The sequence below is a fragment of the Trichloromonas sp. genome (genome assembly GCF_041583255.1).
Lineage (GTDB): Bacteria > Desulfobacterota > Desulfuromonadia > Desulfuromonadales > Trichloromonadaceae > Trichloromonas.
Genome location: NZ_JBFHGD010000080.1, coordinates 1 through 13,612, shown reverse-complemented (window position 1 = coordinate 13,612; position 13,612 = coordinate 1). Strand labels below are relative to the sequence as shown.

General features: G+C 63.3%; 16 protein-coding genes. 8 read left to right on the top strand and 8 right to left on the bottom strand.

Annotated features, from left to right (window positions below; genetic code table 11):
- From ABYV89_RS08285 to ABYV89_RS08260, 6 genes are all read right to left on the bottom strand, one after another.
- Positions 1-789 (bottom strand): FAD-dependent oxidoreductase (locus ABYV89_RS08285; protein ID WP_432822479.1); only part of this gene is annotated, 789 nt, incomplete at its 3' end.
- 49 nt (positions 790-838) lie between these two features.
- Positions 839-1,516, bottom strand: coding sequence for a spermidine synthase (locus ABYV89_RS08280; RefSeq protein ID WP_432822478.1), 678 nt, complete (start codon positions 1,514-1,516; stop codon positions 839-841).
- Positions 1,517-1,748: 232 nt separating this feature from the next.
- Positions 1,749-1,934: a DUF362 domain-containing protein gene (locus ABYV89_RS08275; RefSeq protein WP_432822480.1), complete on the bottom strand. Its 186-nt coding sequence runs from the start codon at positions 1,932-1,934 to the stop codon at positions 1,749-1,751.
- Positions 1,935-1,972: 38 nt separating this feature from the next.
- Complete coding sequence (locus ABYV89_RS08270; RefSeq protein WP_432822477.1) at positions 1,973-3,913, bottom strand: aconitate hydratase; 1,941 nt, start codon at positions 3,911-3,913, stop codon at positions 1,973-1,975.
- Positions 3,914-3,934: 21 nt separating this feature from the next.
- On the bottom strand, positions 3,935-4,438 hold the full coding sequence (locus ABYV89_RS08265) for a ferritin-like domain-containing protein (protein WP_432822476.1): 504 nt from the start codon (positions 4,436-4,438) through the stop codon (positions 3,935-3,937).
- Positions 4,439-4,624: 186 nt separating this feature from the next.
- Positions 4,625-4,840: a hypothetical protein gene (locus ABYV89_RS08260; RefSeq protein ID WP_432822475.1), complete on the bottom strand. Its 216-nt coding sequence runs from the start codon at positions 4,838-4,840 to the stop codon at positions 4,625-4,627.
- A gap of 148 nt (positions 4,841-4,988) precedes the next feature.
- Between ABYV89_RS08260 and ABYV89_RS08255 the strand changes: the two genes are divergently transcribed.
- The 7 genes from ABYV89_RS08255 (at position 4,989) to ABYV89_RS08225 (ending at position 11,598) form a co-directional block, all read left to right on the top strand.
- Positions 4,989-6,701 carry a 2-oxoacid:acceptor oxidoreductase subunit alpha gene (locus ABYV89_RS08255; RefSeq protein ID WP_432822474.1) on the top strand — a complete coding sequence of 571 codons (1,713 nt, stop codon included), beginning with the start codon at positions 4,989-4,991 and terminating at the stop codon, positions 6,699-6,701.
- The gene (locus ABYV89_RS08250) at positions 6,698-7,555 is read left to right on the top strand and encodes a thiamine pyrophosphate-dependent enzyme (RefSeq protein ID WP_432822473.1); all 858 of its coding nucleotides are present in this window, start codon (positions 6,698-6,700) and stop codon (positions 7,553-7,555) included. Before ABYV89_RS08255 ends, ABYV89_RS08250 begins: the two co-directional genes overlap by 4 nt.
- Before the next feature lie 554 nt (positions 7,556-8,109).
- Positions 8,110-9,018 carry an NAD(P)H-binding protein gene (locus ABYV89_RS08245; protein WP_432822472.1) on the top strand — a complete coding sequence of 303 codons (909 nt, stop codon included), beginning with the start codon at positions 8,110-8,112 and terminating at the stop codon, positions 9,016-9,018.
- Entirely contained in the window at positions 9,015-9,539 is a 525-nt protein-coding gene (locus tag ABYV89_RS08240; RefSeq protein WP_432822471.1) for a CIA30 family protein, read from the top strand. Before ABYV89_RS08245 ends, ABYV89_RS08240 begins: the two co-directional genes overlap by 4 nt.
- Positions 9,536-10,003 (top strand): peroxiredoxin, encoded by a 468-nt coding sequence (locus tag ABYV89_RS08235; protein WP_432822470.1) that lies wholly within the window; start codon positions 9,536-9,538, stop codon positions 10,001-10,003. The genes ABYV89_RS08240 and ABYV89_RS08235 overlap by 4 nt, the downstream gene beginning before the upstream one ends.
- A complete protein-coding gene (locus ABYV89_RS08230) occupies positions 10,003-11,154 on the top strand; it encodes a glycosyltransferase (protein ID WP_432822469.1) in 1,152 nt (383 codons plus the stop codon). Before ABYV89_RS08235 ends, ABYV89_RS08230 begins: the two co-directional genes overlap by 1 nt.
- 228 nt (positions 11,155-11,382) lie before the next feature.
- Positions 11,383-11,598 carry a GSU3473 family protein gene (locus ABYV89_RS08225; protein WP_432822468.1) on the top strand — a complete coding sequence of 72 codons (216 nt, stop codon included), beginning with the start codon at positions 11,383-11,385 and terminating at the stop codon, positions 11,596-11,598.
- 62 nt (positions 11,599-11,660) lie between these two features.
- On the opposite strand, the gene ABYV89_RS08220 is transcribed toward ABYV89_RS08225, so the two are convergent.
- Complete coding sequence (locus ABYV89_RS08220; RefSeq protein WP_432822467.1) at positions 11,661-12,005, bottom strand: MmcQ/YjbR family DNA-binding protein; 345 nt, start codon at positions 12,003-12,005, stop codon at positions 11,661-11,663.
- Positions 12,006-12,123: 118 nt separating this feature from the next.
- Here ABYV89_RS08220 and ABYV89_RS08215 point away from each other — a divergent pair, with 118 nt between their 5' ends.
- Positions 12,124-12,579: a c-type cytochrome gene (locus tag ABYV89_RS08215; RefSeq protein ID WP_432822466.1), complete on the top strand. Its 456-nt coding sequence runs from the start codon at positions 12,124-12,126 to the stop codon at positions 12,577-12,579.
- A 74-nt stretch (positions 12,580-12,653) separates the two neighbouring features.
- On the opposite strand, the gene ABYV89_RS08210 is transcribed toward ABYV89_RS08215, so the two are convergent.
- Positions 12,654-13,612, bottom strand: a 959-nt coding sequence (locus ABYV89_RS08210) for a methyltransferase (RefSeq protein ID WP_432822465.1), incomplete at its 5' end; no start/stop codon positions are given.

The window sequence follows — 13,612 nt, the reverse complement described above, 5'->3', positions numbered from 1 at the left end:
GAAATGCTTGTCGAGCACGATGTGAATCCCCGTGCTGGTGGTGATGATCGGCGCGGCGGCGGGGTCGTCCAGCTGGCGCAGGCGGTCGCCGAAGGGCCCGGTGGCGTTGATCACCCCTTTGGCCCGCAGCGTCCATGCGCTGCCGGTCAGGCGGTCCTTGAGCTGGGCGCCGGCGACCCGGCCGTTTTCCTTGTGCAGGGCGGTGACTTCGACGTGATTGGCCACCACCGCGCCATGGTCGGCGGCGGTCATGGCGAGGGCCACCGCCATCCGGGCGTCGTTGAACTGGCCGTCGTAATAGAGGATTCCGGCTTTGAGCCCTTTGGCCTTGAGCATCGGAAAGCGCTTGAGGGCATCGTTACGGCTCAGCAAGCGGCTGTGGCCGATCCCCATCTTTCCGGCCAGCAGGTCATAGAGCTTCAGCCCGGCCCAGAACTGGGGAACGTCAATCCATCGGTACAGGGGCACAACAAAAGGAAGCGGATTCGACAGGTGGGGGGCGTTCTTCAGCAGCACGCCCCGCTCGTGCAGCCCTTCTTTGACCAGGTCGTACTGGGCCTTGTCGAGGTGCTTGACGGCCTTTTCCAGGTAACGCACGCCGCCGTGAACCAGCTTGGTGCTGCGGCCGCTGGTCCCCTCGGCGAAATCGTTCTGCTCCACCAGGGCGACCTTCAGCCCCCGCAGCGCCGCGTCCACGGCAATGCCGCAACCAGTGGCGCCGCCGCCGACGATCAGAAGGTCGAAAAGTTCATCCTGCATCAGGGCCGCAAGGGCCTCTTGTCTCGTCATGTCCGCCTCTGCGATGAAGGAACGATCAGACACCTTGCCTTCAGCACAGTTACGGGCCCCGCTCGGCCAGCCAGATCGTATGCAGGTCGCCCTTGTCATCCTGCTCCCACACCCGGCTCTGCTTCACCTTGAAGCCGACCTTGCGCAGGCGTTCCCGAAAGTTGCGGGAAGGACCGGCCGACCAGACGGCCAGCAGGCCCATCGGCCGCAGCGCTTCGTAGGACGCGGTCAGGCCGTCGAAGGAATAGAGCCAGTTGTTTTTCTGCCGGGTGAAGCCCTCGGGGCCGTTATCGACGTCGAGCAGGATCGCGTCGTACGCCTTGCGCTCCGACTTGAGGATTTTGGCGACATCCCCCTCGCGAACCCTGGTCCGTGGATCCTGCAGCGGATTGCCCGCATGCTCGCCAAGCGGGCCGCGGTTCCACGCCACCACCGCCGGAATCAGTTCGGCCACCACCACTTCCGCATCGGCGCCGAGGTGACGCAGGGCGGCGGCCAGGGTGAAGCCCATCCCCAGTCCGCCGATCAGCACCTTTGGTGCAGGCCGGTCCGTGAGCTTGGTACAGGCAATTTCAGCCAGCACATCTTCGGACTGGTGGGCCCAGGTGCTCATCAGCACCCCCTCCCCCTCGACGCTGATCGAGAATTCGGAGTCGCGCTTGTAGAGTTGCAGTTCACCGCCGCCGCCAGGTATCTGTGCCGTATCGATCAGTTCCCAGGAAGTCATGGATAGTCGTCTCGCAATTAAACGTGGCCGAGGATGTGGCAAAAAAAGATTGTCACAGTAAATCCCACATTTGCGGATCAGACGCAAGAAATATACTTCGGAAGGTTTATCTAAGGGGAGGGAATCAAGGTCTGACCAACGGAAGACATCCCGTTGCCTTGAGTCGAATCCGGTCAGTCAATACCCCAACGAAGGACCGGCCTCACGGAGAGGCCGGTCGTCGGCAAGCGGATCAGGCGGTGATCTCCCACTGGATGACATCGACCGGGCAGACCTCGTCGCAGGCGCCGCAGTCGATGCAGGTATCCTTGTCAATCACATGCACGTCGCCCGTGTCGGTGATGGCGTTGACCGGGCAGACCGCCGCGCAGGCGCCGCAGTTGATGCAGCCGTCAATAATGTGGTGGGTTCCCATGATGGATTCCTTTCTTTGGTGGTTGTTGCATTGAAAAGCAGCTATCGGTTGGCCAATTCGGTCTTGATGTAGCCGAGGGTCCCGCCGGCCAGCAAATGTTGCCGCTGGCGCTCAGAAACCTCCAGCAGCGTCAGAATCTCGCGACCGCCAACCCGCACAGGGATCTCGCTGTCGCCGCGCTCCAGACGCTTGCGCAGGTCGTGGAAAACCAGCCGGTCGCCGTCCTGGATAACCTCGTAGTCCTGCGGATTCTTGAAGGTGAGCGGCACGATGCCGAAGTTGCAGAGGTTGGCCTTGTGAATGCGGGCGAAGCTCTTGGCGATCTTTGCCCGCACCCCGAGGTAGCGCGGCGCCAGGGCCGCGTGCTCGCGGCTGGAGCCCTGCCCGTAGTTGTCGCCGCCGATCACCACGGCCTGCTCCAGCGCCTTGATGCGGCCGACGAACCCGGGATCGACCTGGTGAAAAACGTACTCGCTGATGGCGGCGATGTTGGAGCGCAGCGGCAGGATTTCACTGCCGGCGGGCATGATGCCGTCGGTGGAGAGGTTGTCGCCGACCTTGATCGCCACGGTGGCTTCAATCGCTTCGGGCAGGGGGTCGAACTCGGGGAACGGCTGAATGTTGGGCCCGCGCTTGACTTCGGTCTGGCGCAATGCCTCGGTGGGGAAGATGATGGAGGATTCGTCGACCACGTAGCTTTCCGGATCTTTAATGCGGGGATAGGCCATCTCCTGCCCCAGGTCGCGGGGGTCGGTGATCACCCCCTTGATGGCCGCGGCGACGGCGGTCTCCGGCGAGCAGAGATAAACCTGGTCGCCCTTGGTGCCGGAGCGTCCCGGGAAATTGCGGGGAAAGGTGCGCAGGGAGACCTGGCCGGTTCCCGGCGCCTGCCCCATGCCGATGCAGCCCAGGCAGCCGCTCTGGTGGATCCGGGCGCCGGCCAGCAGCAGGGCCATGACGCCGCCGCTGTCGGCGACGTTTTCCAGCACCTGGCGGCTGCCGGGGTTGATGTGCAGCGAGGTGTCGGGATGGGCGTGACGCCCCTCGATGATGCGGGCGGTCACCATCAGGTCGCGATACGAGGAGTTGACCGATGAGCCGATGATCACCTGGTCGGCCTTGAGCCCGGCCACCTCGCGTACCGTCTTGACGTTGCCGGGCGACGAGGGGCAGGCGATCAGCGGCTCAACCTTGGCCAGGTCGAGCTCGGCGTGTTCGTCGTAATCGCAGCCGGCGGCGGCCTTGAGCTCCCGCCAGGCGCTGCCGCGCTTCTGGGCGAGGAGATATTCCCGGGTTCGCCCATCGGAAGGAAAGATGCTGCTGGTGGCGCCGAGTTCGGTCCCCATGTTGCCGATGGTTTCCCGGTCAGTGGCCGAAAGGGTGACGACGCCGGGGCCGTAATACTCGATCACCTTGCCGACGCACCCCTTGACGTCGTAGCGGCGCAGCAGTTCGAGGATAACGTCCTTGGCGCTGACCCAGTCCGGCAGCTGTCCGCTCAATCGGACTCCCAGCACCTTCGGGCAGGGGAGATAATAGGGCAGCCCGGCCATGGCCATGGCCACATCGAGGCCGCCGGCGCCGATCGCCAGCATCGATACCCCGGCGGCGCCCGGGGTGTGGCTGTCGGCCCCGAGCATGGTCAGCCCCGGCCGGCCGAAACGCTCCATGTGCACCTGGTGGGAGATACCGTTGCCGGGCCGGCTGAAATGGATGCCGTAGCGGGCGCAGGCGGTCTGCAGGTAGCGGTGGTCGTCGGCGTTCTTGAAGTCGGTCTGCAGCAGGTTGTGGTCGACATACTGGGCCGACAGCTGAGCCTTGACCCGGTTGAGTCCCAAGGCCTCGAATTCGAGCATGGCCATGGTGCCGGTGGCGTCCTGCAGCAGGGTATGGTCAATGCACAGGCCGATTTCCTCGCCGGGAACCAGGCGCCCCTCGACCAGGTGCTCGGTCAGGATTTTTTGCGTGAGGTTTAAGGTCATGCATGCCTCCCCGCGATACGATCAGCCCCGGCCGAAGTTTCTGAATTCATCGAGATTGCTGAACTCGGCCCAGGCCAGGTACTGGTTCGGCGCGTTGACGAAATCGAAGACGTTCTGCAGAATATTGAAATGCTTCTGCTCTTCACCGGCAACCTTGAGCAGAAGATCCTTGACCTTGGCATCCGGCTCACGGCTGGCGGCGTCCTCGTAAAAACGATAACTGTCGGCCTCGAGCTTCATGGCATAGCGATACCCCTCGAGATCCCCTCCGATTTCGGCGGCGGCCGATTTCTCTTTCAACAGTTTTGCAAAGACGTTTTTCGCCTCGTCCAGGGCGGTGGTCGCCGCCATGGCCGACGGCGTCTTTTTCTTCAGCCCCTGGAAAATGTCGTAATGTTTCTGTTCATCTTCGGCAAGCTGGAGAAAGATCTTTTTCAGGCCGGGCAGCTTGGTCTTTTCGGCCATTTTCTGGTAATACGCTTTTCCGTCGAGCTCCATTTTCATAGCGAAGTCATAAACATTCATTTTGTCCTCCCATTGTGTGGGTTGGGTTCTATCCAGCAACGATACGCTTTGTCCTCGGGAATAGAAGTCTACCGGTAGCCGCCGGCCTGTCAAGACGGCACTTTCGGCGCAAAAGCGGTCATCTCCGAGGAAATAAAAAAGGCGCGTTCGGCGCCTTTTTTCGTTGCTGGTAATATTTCTATCAACTCAGATCATCGGCCCGGATTTGGGATGGTTCAGATCTTCACACTCATGAAAGTCCCAGCAACGTCTCTGGTTGTCGGAAGTCTGTACCACCAAGTGCCCCAACTTCAGGCTACATTCGATGACCCTGCCCTCTTCGCCGCTTGCGGGATGGGCAACAAACGCATCATTTCCGGCCTCGGCTTCGAGACAGTGATGTTCAAATCGATCCTTTTTCATAAAAACTCCTTTCTGCCGGTCTTACGCTTACATTTTACCACATCCTGCCTTGACGAGGGGAATCGCCGGCAACAATGCAAATCCGGACACGCCGTCTATACTAGAGAAGTGTCAACCGGAATCCGCCAGCGGGAAAGGAGAACCAGCCGTGCAAACGCAACCGACATTCAGCAACGAGGTCAGCATAGTCCTCGGCGGCGAGGCCGGCCAGGGCATTCAGACCATTGAAACGATATTGACGCGCACCCTGAAAGCCAGCGGCCGGCATGTCTTTTCGACTAAAGAGTTCATGTCGCGGATCCGCGGCGGCAGCAATTCAACCAGCATCCGGGCGGCGTCAAATCGGGTGCGGGCCTATGCCGAGCGGATGGATCTCTGCGTGCTGCTCGACCGCGACGCCCTGGCCTGGCTGCAGCCGCGCATCTCGGCGGACACCCTGGTGATCGGCGATCCGGTGGTTTTCGAGGACGTGGCCGGACTGCTCCCCCTGCCCATGGCCGAACTGGCGAAACAGGTGGGTGAAAAAATCTACGCCAACGCCGTGGCCTGCGGTTTCGTCACCGCCCTGCTCGGCCTCGAGCCAGCGACCCTGGAAACCGTTCTGAAGGGGCTGTTCGACCATGACAGCGAAGTGCTGGAGAAGAATCTGCGCGCCGCCGGGCTGGGCCGGGAACGGGGCGAGGCCGCCGCCAGGCAGAAGCAACTGAGCTGCCGCATCGAGGCGGATGCCGGGATCGCCGGCCAGCTTTTCCTGAACGGTTCCCAGGCGGTGGGGCTCGGGGCCATCGCCGGCGGCTGCAACTTCATCGGCTCCTACCCGATGTCCCCTTCGACCGGGGTGCTGCAGTTCCTGGCCGGCTGCGCCGAACGCTTCGGCATCGTCGTCGAACAGGCCGAGGACGAAATCAGCGCCATCAACATGGGGCTCGGCAGCTGGTACGCCGGCGGCCGGGCCATGGTCAGCACCTCCGGCGGCGGGCTCGCCCTGATGGGCGAAGGAATCAGCCTGGCCGGCAGCATGGAATTGCCGATGGTCGTCCACCTGGCCCAGCGCCCCGGCCCGGCCACCGGGCTGCCGACCCGCACCGAGCAGGGGGACCTCGACCTGGCCCTGTACGCCGGGCACGGGGAATTTTCCCGGGCGATCCTCGCCCCCGGCACCCTCGAAGACGCCTTCGACTGCGCGCGGCAAGCCTTTGCCCTGGCCGACGCCAGCCAGTCGCCGGTGATCATCCTCACCGACCAGTACCTGCTCGACAGCAGCTGCAACGTCCCGGCCTTACCGATTCCCGCAGCGCCCCCGGAACACCATATCGGCGAAACGGCCGCCGACTACCGCCGTTACCTTCTCACCGAAAGCGGTCTGTCGCCGCGGGGCATCCCCGGCCATGGGAAAGGGCTGGTCTGCCTGGATAGCGACGAGCACGACGAGGCCGGCTTCATCACCGAGCGCGCCGAGGTGCGCATCGCCATGGTCGACAAGCGGCTGAAGAAACTCGCCCTGCTGCGCGGCGAGCTGGCGCTGCCCCACCGGCTGTTCGGGCCGGCGAACTACCAACGGCTACTGGTCGGCTGGGGCTCGACCCGCCCGGCGATCGAAGAAGCCCGGGCCCGGGTCGATGATCCGCAAACCGCCTTTCTCTTCTGCCCCCAGATCTACCCGCTGACCGATGAAGTGAAAGAGCTGCTGTTGCGGGCGCGGCGGCTGATCGTGATCGAAAACAACGCCACGGCCCAGTTTGCGCGCCTGATCCAGCGGGAAACCGGCCGCCGGGCCGACGCCGACTGGCTGCAGTACGACGGCATGCCCTTCAGTGTCGAAAACCTGGAAACCCGGCTGCGGCAGGAGGTGACCTTATGAAAGCCAATCCCTTTGTCCGCGAAGGCTGCGATATCGCCTGGTGCCCCGGCTGCGGCAATTACGGCATCCTCAAGCTGGTCAGTGAAGCCATGTCCGAACTCAAGCTCGACCCGCAGCAGACCGTGATGGTCTCGGGAATCGGCCAGGCCGCCAAGATCCCCCAGTACCTGCAGACCCACTTCTTCAACGGCCTGCACGGCCGCGCCCTGCCGGCGGCGACCGCCATCAAGGCGAGCAACCGGGCACTGACGGTGATCGCCGAAAGCGGCGACGGCGACATGTACGGCGAAGGGGGCAACCACTTCATCCACTGCATCCGCCGCAATCCCGACCTGACCAACATCGTCCACAACAACATGGTCTACGGTCTGACCAAGGGGCAGGCCTCCCCCACCAGCCAGCGCGGCTTCGCCACCCCGCTGCAGCCAGCCGGCGTCATCCTCGAGCCGTTCAACCCGCTGGCCGTTGCGATCTCGCTGGATGCCAGTTTCGTCGCCCGCGCCTTTATTGGCCACAAGGAGCAGACCCTCGACATCCTGCAGCAGGCCATCCGCCACCCCGGCTATGCCCTGGTCGATCTGCTGCAGCCCTGCGTGACCTTCAACAAGCTCAACACCTACCAGTGGTTCGAGTCCCATACCCGCTACCTCGACCCCGACCATGACCCGGGCGACCGCACCCAGGCCTTTGCCCGGGCTATCGAGGAAGACCCGCTGCGGCTCGGAGTTTTCTACCGCAAGGAGAAGCCGGTCTTCGAAGAGCAGCTGGACGGTTACAAGACGGATAAAAGACCGCTCTATCAACGGCAGGTGGATCTGGCGGAGTTGGGGAAACTGGTTGGGGAGTTTACTTGAGGGAGATTTTCCATGGGAGGGGACAGGGCAACACCGTCGGGTCCCGGCCCGACAACCGGCGTCATTTTCTTTGAACGCAAAGAAAACGAAGCAAAAGAAACTCTGGCTGCGCCGCATATCTGGTGCGTAAGGGCGTCGCCCCTTATCACGTACCTTGGCATCTGACCACCGGAGCGTCTTCGTCGGCCCCACTTGCGAGCCACATACGGGTGCCACCAGTCAGCAATTCTGAGCAAACACCGTCTCTACCAGGTAAAGGCAAGTTCCATCAGCTTTTAAAACGTAGCCCGGTGTTTGCTCAACGAGGAAAACTGCAGGGTCCACCACCAAGGGCGGCAGATGTGCCACGAAGAACGACTGGCAGCTTCAGCACAAGGGCAAATGAAACCAAGGCCACCGCAAAAGAGATCCTTATGCTCCACGCAGTGGCAAGTTTCTTTTGCCTACTTTTCTTTGCGCTTCAAAGAAAAGTAGGTCGCCTGTCGGGGCGAGTCCCGACGGTTTAAATTTATACCAGTGAAAAAAGATACAAGCTCCCAGGGGTAACAATGCCAATGAAACCAAAAATTCTCGTCACCGGAGCCACCGGCTTCATCGGCCGCCGACTGGTCAAAAAACTGCTGGCCGAAGACTACCCGGTGCGCTGCCTGTCGCGACAACACCAGACCGCCCTGCCCGAAGGGGTCGAAACCGCTGTCGCCGACCTGCTCGATCCCGACACCCTGACCTACACCCTCAACGGCATCGACACCGCCTACTACCTGGTCCACTCCCTCGACGCCGGGGAGCATGACTTTGCGAAAAAAGACCGGGCGGCAGCGCAGAATTTCGTCGCCGCCGCCGAACGCGCAAAAGTCCGCCGGGTCATCTACCTGTCGGGGCTGGGCGCCCACGAAGCGGTATCCGAGCACCTGCGCAGCCGCCACGAGGTCGGCGAGATCCTGCAGCAGGGAAACTTTGCCACCACCGTGCTGCGGGCCGCCATCATCATCGGCGCCGGCAGTTCGTCCTTCGACATCCTGCGATTTTTGGTCCGCACCCAACCGGTCATCCCCGACCTTTCCGGGCTGCAGACCCGCTGCCAGCCGATCGCCGTCGATAACGTGATCCACTACCTGGCCGGCTGTCTTACCGTGGAAGCAACCGCCGGGCAGACCTTCGATATCGGCGGTCCGGACATCCTCAGCTACCGGGAGATGCTCGAACACCTCGCCAGCGTCGCCGGCCAGGTCAACCTCTACTTTCCGACCCCGGTCTTCTCGGCCTGGCTGACCTCAAAGCTGATCGGACTGCTGTCGCCGGTCAAGAGCGAGGTGGTGCTGGCCCTGCTCAAGGGACTCGACAACGAGGTGGTCTGCCGGGAGGACCGCATCCAGAAACTGCTCCCGGAGCCGCTGATCCCCTACAACGAGGCGGTGGCGCTGGCACTTGCTGAAATTGCCGAAAAAGGAAACGGGCCATGAACGAGCAGGAACCCATTCGGACGTTGTTCGACTTCACCCGCAGCGAAGAGATCAGGCGCTGGCAGCCGGTCAACGACATGGTCATGGGCGGCCGCTCGGAGAGCCTGGTCGAGGGGACGGAAGACGGGGCGATGGTCTTTGCCGGCCGGGTCTCCTTTGAAAACGGCGGCGGTTTCGCCTCGATCCGCTCGCAGGCGGGCCATTTCGAGACCGAAGGGGCGGCGGGACTGCTGCTGACCCTGCGGGGGGACGGCAAACGCTACAAGATCTCGGTACGTTGTGACCGGGCATTCGACGGGGTCAGCTACCAGACGCCGCTGCCGACCTCGGCCGGAGTACGGCAGACCTTTCGCATCCCCTGGAGCGCCCTGCGCCCCAGCTACCACGGCCAGCAGCTGACGGACCTGCCGCCCCTCGACCCGGCGCGGATCCGGCGCTTCGGAATCCTCATCGCCGACCACCAGGAGGGACCGTTCCGGCTGGAAATCTACCGCATTGAAACCTGCCAGGAGGAAGCATGAAAAACATCCAGGTCGGCGACCCGGCCCCTGATTTTTCCGCCAGCGACCCGCAGGGCCAGCCGCTGGGCCTGGCCGATTTTATCGGCAAAAAGGCGCTGGTGCTCTTCTTTTACCCGGCCGACGAATCGCCGGTCTGCACCAGGGAGGCCTGCGCCTTTCGCGACGCCTACCAGGACTTCGTCGCAGCCGGGGCCGAGGTGATCGGCGTCAGCGGCGACTCGGCCGCCAGCCACCAGAAATTTGCCGAACATCACCGGCTCCCCTTTCGGCTCATCAGCGATAAAGACGGCAAACTACGAAAAGCCTTCGGGGTGCCGAAAACCCTCGGCCTGCTCCCCGGCCGGGTCAGCTACCTGATCGACAGGCAGGGGACCGTCCGCCACCTGTTCAACTCACAGCTCAACGGCGAGAAGCACGTAACCGAGGCGCTGGAGGTGCTGCGGAAACTGGACGGCGGCGCATAGTGGGGGGACTGTTCTGGCTGGGCCTGCTGATCCTGGCCGTCTACGGCGCCATCGCCGTCGATGTGCTCATCGGAAGCCGCAAGCTGCGCTTTCTGCGGGACGTGCCGCAGACGCTGCCGGCGGAGGTACCATCCGTCTCGCTGATCGCCGCGGCCCGCAACGAGGAACGCAACATCGCTGAAGCGGTACGCTCGCTGCTGCAGCTCGACTACCCGAAGCTGGAGCTGATCCTGGTCGATGACCGCTCCGAAGACCGCACCGGGACGCTCCTCGACGAGCTGGCCCAGAACGAGCCGCGCCTGCAGGTGCTGCACGTCACAGAGCTGCCGACCGGCTGGCTCGGCAAGAACCACGCCCTCTGGCTCGGCAGCCAGCAAGCGGTCGGCGAGCTTTTGCTCTTTACCGATGCCGACGTGGTGATGCGGCCCGACACGCTGAAGCGGGCCGTCGCCCTGCTGAGCGCCGACCGCCTCGACCACCTGGCGGCCACCCCCGAGGCGCACATGCCGAAGCTGCTGCTGAACATGTTCATCGCCGCCTTCGGCCTCTTTTTCGCCATCTTCACCCGCCCCTGGAAGGCCCGCGACCCGAACAGCCGCTGCCACATCGGCATCGGCGCTTTCAACCTGGTGCGGGCCGCAGCCTATCGCAAAGTCGGCGGCCATCGCACTATCGCCCTGCGCCCCGACGACGATCTCAAGCTCGGCAAAATAGTGAAAAAAGCCGGTTGCCGGCAGGATCTCGCCTACGGCACCGGCCTGCTCCAGGTCGAGTGGTACAGCAGCGTCGGCCAACTGATCCGCGGCCTCGAAAAGAACGCCTACGCCGGTACCGACTACCGTCTCTGGCTGGCCCTGGGGGGGGTCGCCTTCCAACTGGTCGCCAGCGTCTGGCCCTACCTGGCCGTGCTGGTCACCAGCGGCCCGACCCGGCTGGTCTACCTCGCCGTGGTCGCCCTGCTGACCCTGCTGATCGCCGACAGCGCGCGTTTTCACGGCTTCAGCCCCTGGTACGCCGCCGGCTTTCCCGTCACCGCCGCCCTGTTCGCCTACATCGTCCTGCGCACCGCCATCCTCAACCACCTGCACGGCGGGATCACCTGGCGCGGCACCTTCTATCCCCTCGACGAACTGCGCAGAAACCGGGTCTGACCATCGGCGTGCCAATCGTCCCTGAGCTGCGCCTGCCCTTTCCCCGAATCTCGCCACGCAAAATTGACAAAACAGCCTTCCCCGCCCCGGGACAACGCCATATTGCTTGACATCCACTTGATAATATTGCACATAAGTACAGGCCAATAACAAACGCGGCCAGCGGATGGGCAGCCCGGCGCCAAGGATCAGGCCGCTGGAAGCGGTCAACGTTTTTCAGGAGGAACGATGCTTATCAGGGTCAAATATCCCGACGGAAGATACGACATGGTAAAAAACTTTCGCCTCGACCACCTGATCGAGACCCGCGCCATTTACTCGTTCAAGCGGGCCAGCGGCTGGGTGGTGCTCGGCGTCGACCCTTTGCGCCAGTCGGGCAACCGTCGTCACGGAAACGCTCCGGAACGCCGGCTAAGACAGCTCCCCTTCGCCGCCTCCGCCTGAATCCCTGCAGCACCCTCTTCATACTACGGCAGCACGGGGCAGGGGACGTGACTCGCAACTCTCTACGCCGGCCTTTTCCCTTTCGGCACTCCCCGCACCACCAGTTCATACGACTCGTCGATCATCGCCAGCAGATCCGCGTCGGGGATCGAGCCGTCGAGCACCACAGTGTTCCAGTGGCGCTTGTTCATGTGGTAACCGGGAAGTACGGCGGGATAATAGTCGCGCAGCGCCTCGGCCTTGAGCGGGTCGCACTTGAGATTGAGCCGCAGCGGCGCCTCGTCGGTGCCGACCAGGGCGAACATCTTGCCGCCGACCTTGACCACCAGGGTCACCAGGTCGAAGGGAAATTCCTCGACGGCGCCGGGCTTGGCGTTCAGATAGGTGCGCAATCGATCCAGGGTCATAACCGGCTCCCGCTTAAAAATATCCGTTCCGTCACAAACGCCACTTGCACCTCAAGATTTTAAGTCTAAACTGTACCATCGTATTAAGAACATCGTCATCAACATCACAGGAGGCAACATGACCCGCAACACTTGGTTGATCGCCCTGGCGGCAGCGCTGGCCATTACCACGGGATGCAGCAAAGAAGAAGCCCCGCCGGCAGCAGCGCCCGCACCGGTGCCGACCGTCGAAAAAACCGTGGAAACGCCGGCGCCCAAGGCCACCATGGAACATGTCATGGATAAGGCTCACGAAGGGGTTAAAGAAGCCCATGAGGCCGCCCAGGCCTCGATGGCGACGGGCCAGTCGGTTTATGAAAAAACCTGCGCCGTCTGCCACAACGCTGGTGTCGCCGGCGCTCCCAAGCTCGGCGACAAGGCCGCCTGGGCCGCGCATATCACCGAAGGCGTCGATCACCTGGTGCACGTCGCCATCGCCGGCGAAGGCACCATGCCGGCCAAAGGGGGCGATCCGACCCTCAGCGATGAGGACGTCCGCGCGGCGGTCATCTACATCCTCGACCAGAGCCGCTAAACCCGCGAGAAGCCCCCGAAGAAAAATGGCGCGGCCGCTTAACACAAGCAGCCGCGCCATTTTTTCAGTCAGCCTCAGGGCTTGCGGGCGGCCAGGATGCCGGCCCCGTTCGGCAGCTCCAGCGACAGCCGCTCGACCTGTTCCAGCCCGGCGCTGCGCAATAGCTTCCGCAACTCCGGTTCGCTGTAAGCCTGCCCATCCGGCGTCCCCAGCAGCATGTTGAGGGAGAAGAGCGCCGGGAAGAGCGGCGCCGTACGATCCGGCTGCAGGATGAACTCCTGCACCAGCAGCAGCCCTCCCGGCTCCAGCGCCGCAGCCGCCTTCGCCAGCAGCCTGGCGCAATCCTTTGGCCCCTCGCCGTGCAGCACATGGGACAGCCAGGCCACGTCATAGGTGCCGGGAATCGGATCGCTCAGAAAATCGCCCGCCACAAACGCGATGCGCCCAGCCATGTCGAAGCGAGCCAGGGTCTGCTCGGCAAAGGGCCGGGTGGTCGGCAGATCGAAGATCACCCCCTGCAGCTCAGGGTTCTGCCGGCAGAAGTGAATGGCGTAGGTGCCCGGCCCGCCGCCGAGATCGAGCAGTCGCCGGCGACCCGACAGGTCGACCTGGGCTGCGACCCTGGGCGCGATCAGCATGGCCAGGTCGAACATCCCCATCAGAAAACTTTCCCGCTCCGCCTTGTCCGCCTCATGGGAAACCCGCCGCCGCACCGGGCCGCCGCTGCGCACCGACTCGTCAAGCCGGGCCCAGCCTTCCACCAGGTGCTGGTGGTGCCGGATGATATGGCCGAGATAGCCTGGCGCCGAGCGGCTGAGAAACTCGGCAGCAGAGGGTGTCGCCGCGTAGCGGTCGCCCTCCTTGGTCAACAGTTCCAGCGCAGCCAGGGCATCCAGCAGCATTACCAGTCCGCGCTCGGAAACGCTGAGCTTGGCGGCGAGTTCAGCCGCCGTCAGCGACTGCGCCGCCAGCGGGGTAAAAACATCCAGCTTGACCCCCGCATGCAGGGCGCAGGTGCTCCAGTAACTTCCCG

Bases quoted from the DNA above. Each gene is read 5' to 3' on its own strand.
- ABYV89_RS08280 (WP_432822478.1), bottom strand. From the start codon at position 1,516: ATGACTTCCTGGGAACTGATCGATACGGCACAGATACCTGGCGGCGGC.
- ABYV89_RS08270 (WP_432822477.1), bottom strand. From the start codon at position 3,913: ATGACCTTAAACCTCACGCAAAAAATCCTGACCGAGCACCTGGTCGAG.
- ABYV89_RS08265 (WP_432822476.1), bottom strand. From the start codon at position 4,438: ATGAATGTTTATGACTTCGCTATGAAAATGGAGCTCGACGGAAAAGCG.
- ABYV89_RS08260 (WP_432822475.1), bottom strand. From the start codon at position 4,840: ATGAAAAAGGATCGATTTGAACATCACTGTCTCGAAGCCGAGGCCGGA.
- ABYV89_RS08250 (WP_432822473.1), top strand. From the start codon at position 6,698: ATGAAAGCCAATCCCTTTGTCCGCGAAGGCTGCGATATCGCCTGGTGC.
- ABYV89_RS08245 (WP_432822472.1), top strand. From the start codon at position 8,110: ATGAAACCAAAAATTCTCGTCACCGGAGCCACCGGCTTCATCGGCCGC.
- ABYV89_RS08240 (WP_432822471.1), top strand. From the start codon at position 9,015: ATGAACGAGCAGGAACCCATTCGGACGTTGTTCGACTTCACCCGCAGC.
- ABYV89_RS08235 (WP_432822470.1), top strand. From the start codon at position 9,536: ATGAAAAACATCCAGGTCGGCGACCCGGCCCCTGATTTTTCCGCCAGC.
- ABYV89_RS08225 (WP_432822468.1), top strand. From the start codon at position 11,383: ATGCTTATCAGGGTCAAATATCCCGACGGAAGATACGACATGGTAAAA.
- ABYV89_RS08220 (WP_432822467.1), bottom strand. From the start codon at position 12,005: ATGACCCTGGATCGATTGCGCACCTATCTGAACGCCAAGCCCGGCGCC.
- ABYV89_RS08215 (WP_432822466.1), top strand. From the start codon at position 12,124: ATGACCCGCAACACTTGGTTGATCGCCCTGGCGGCAGCGCTGGCCATT.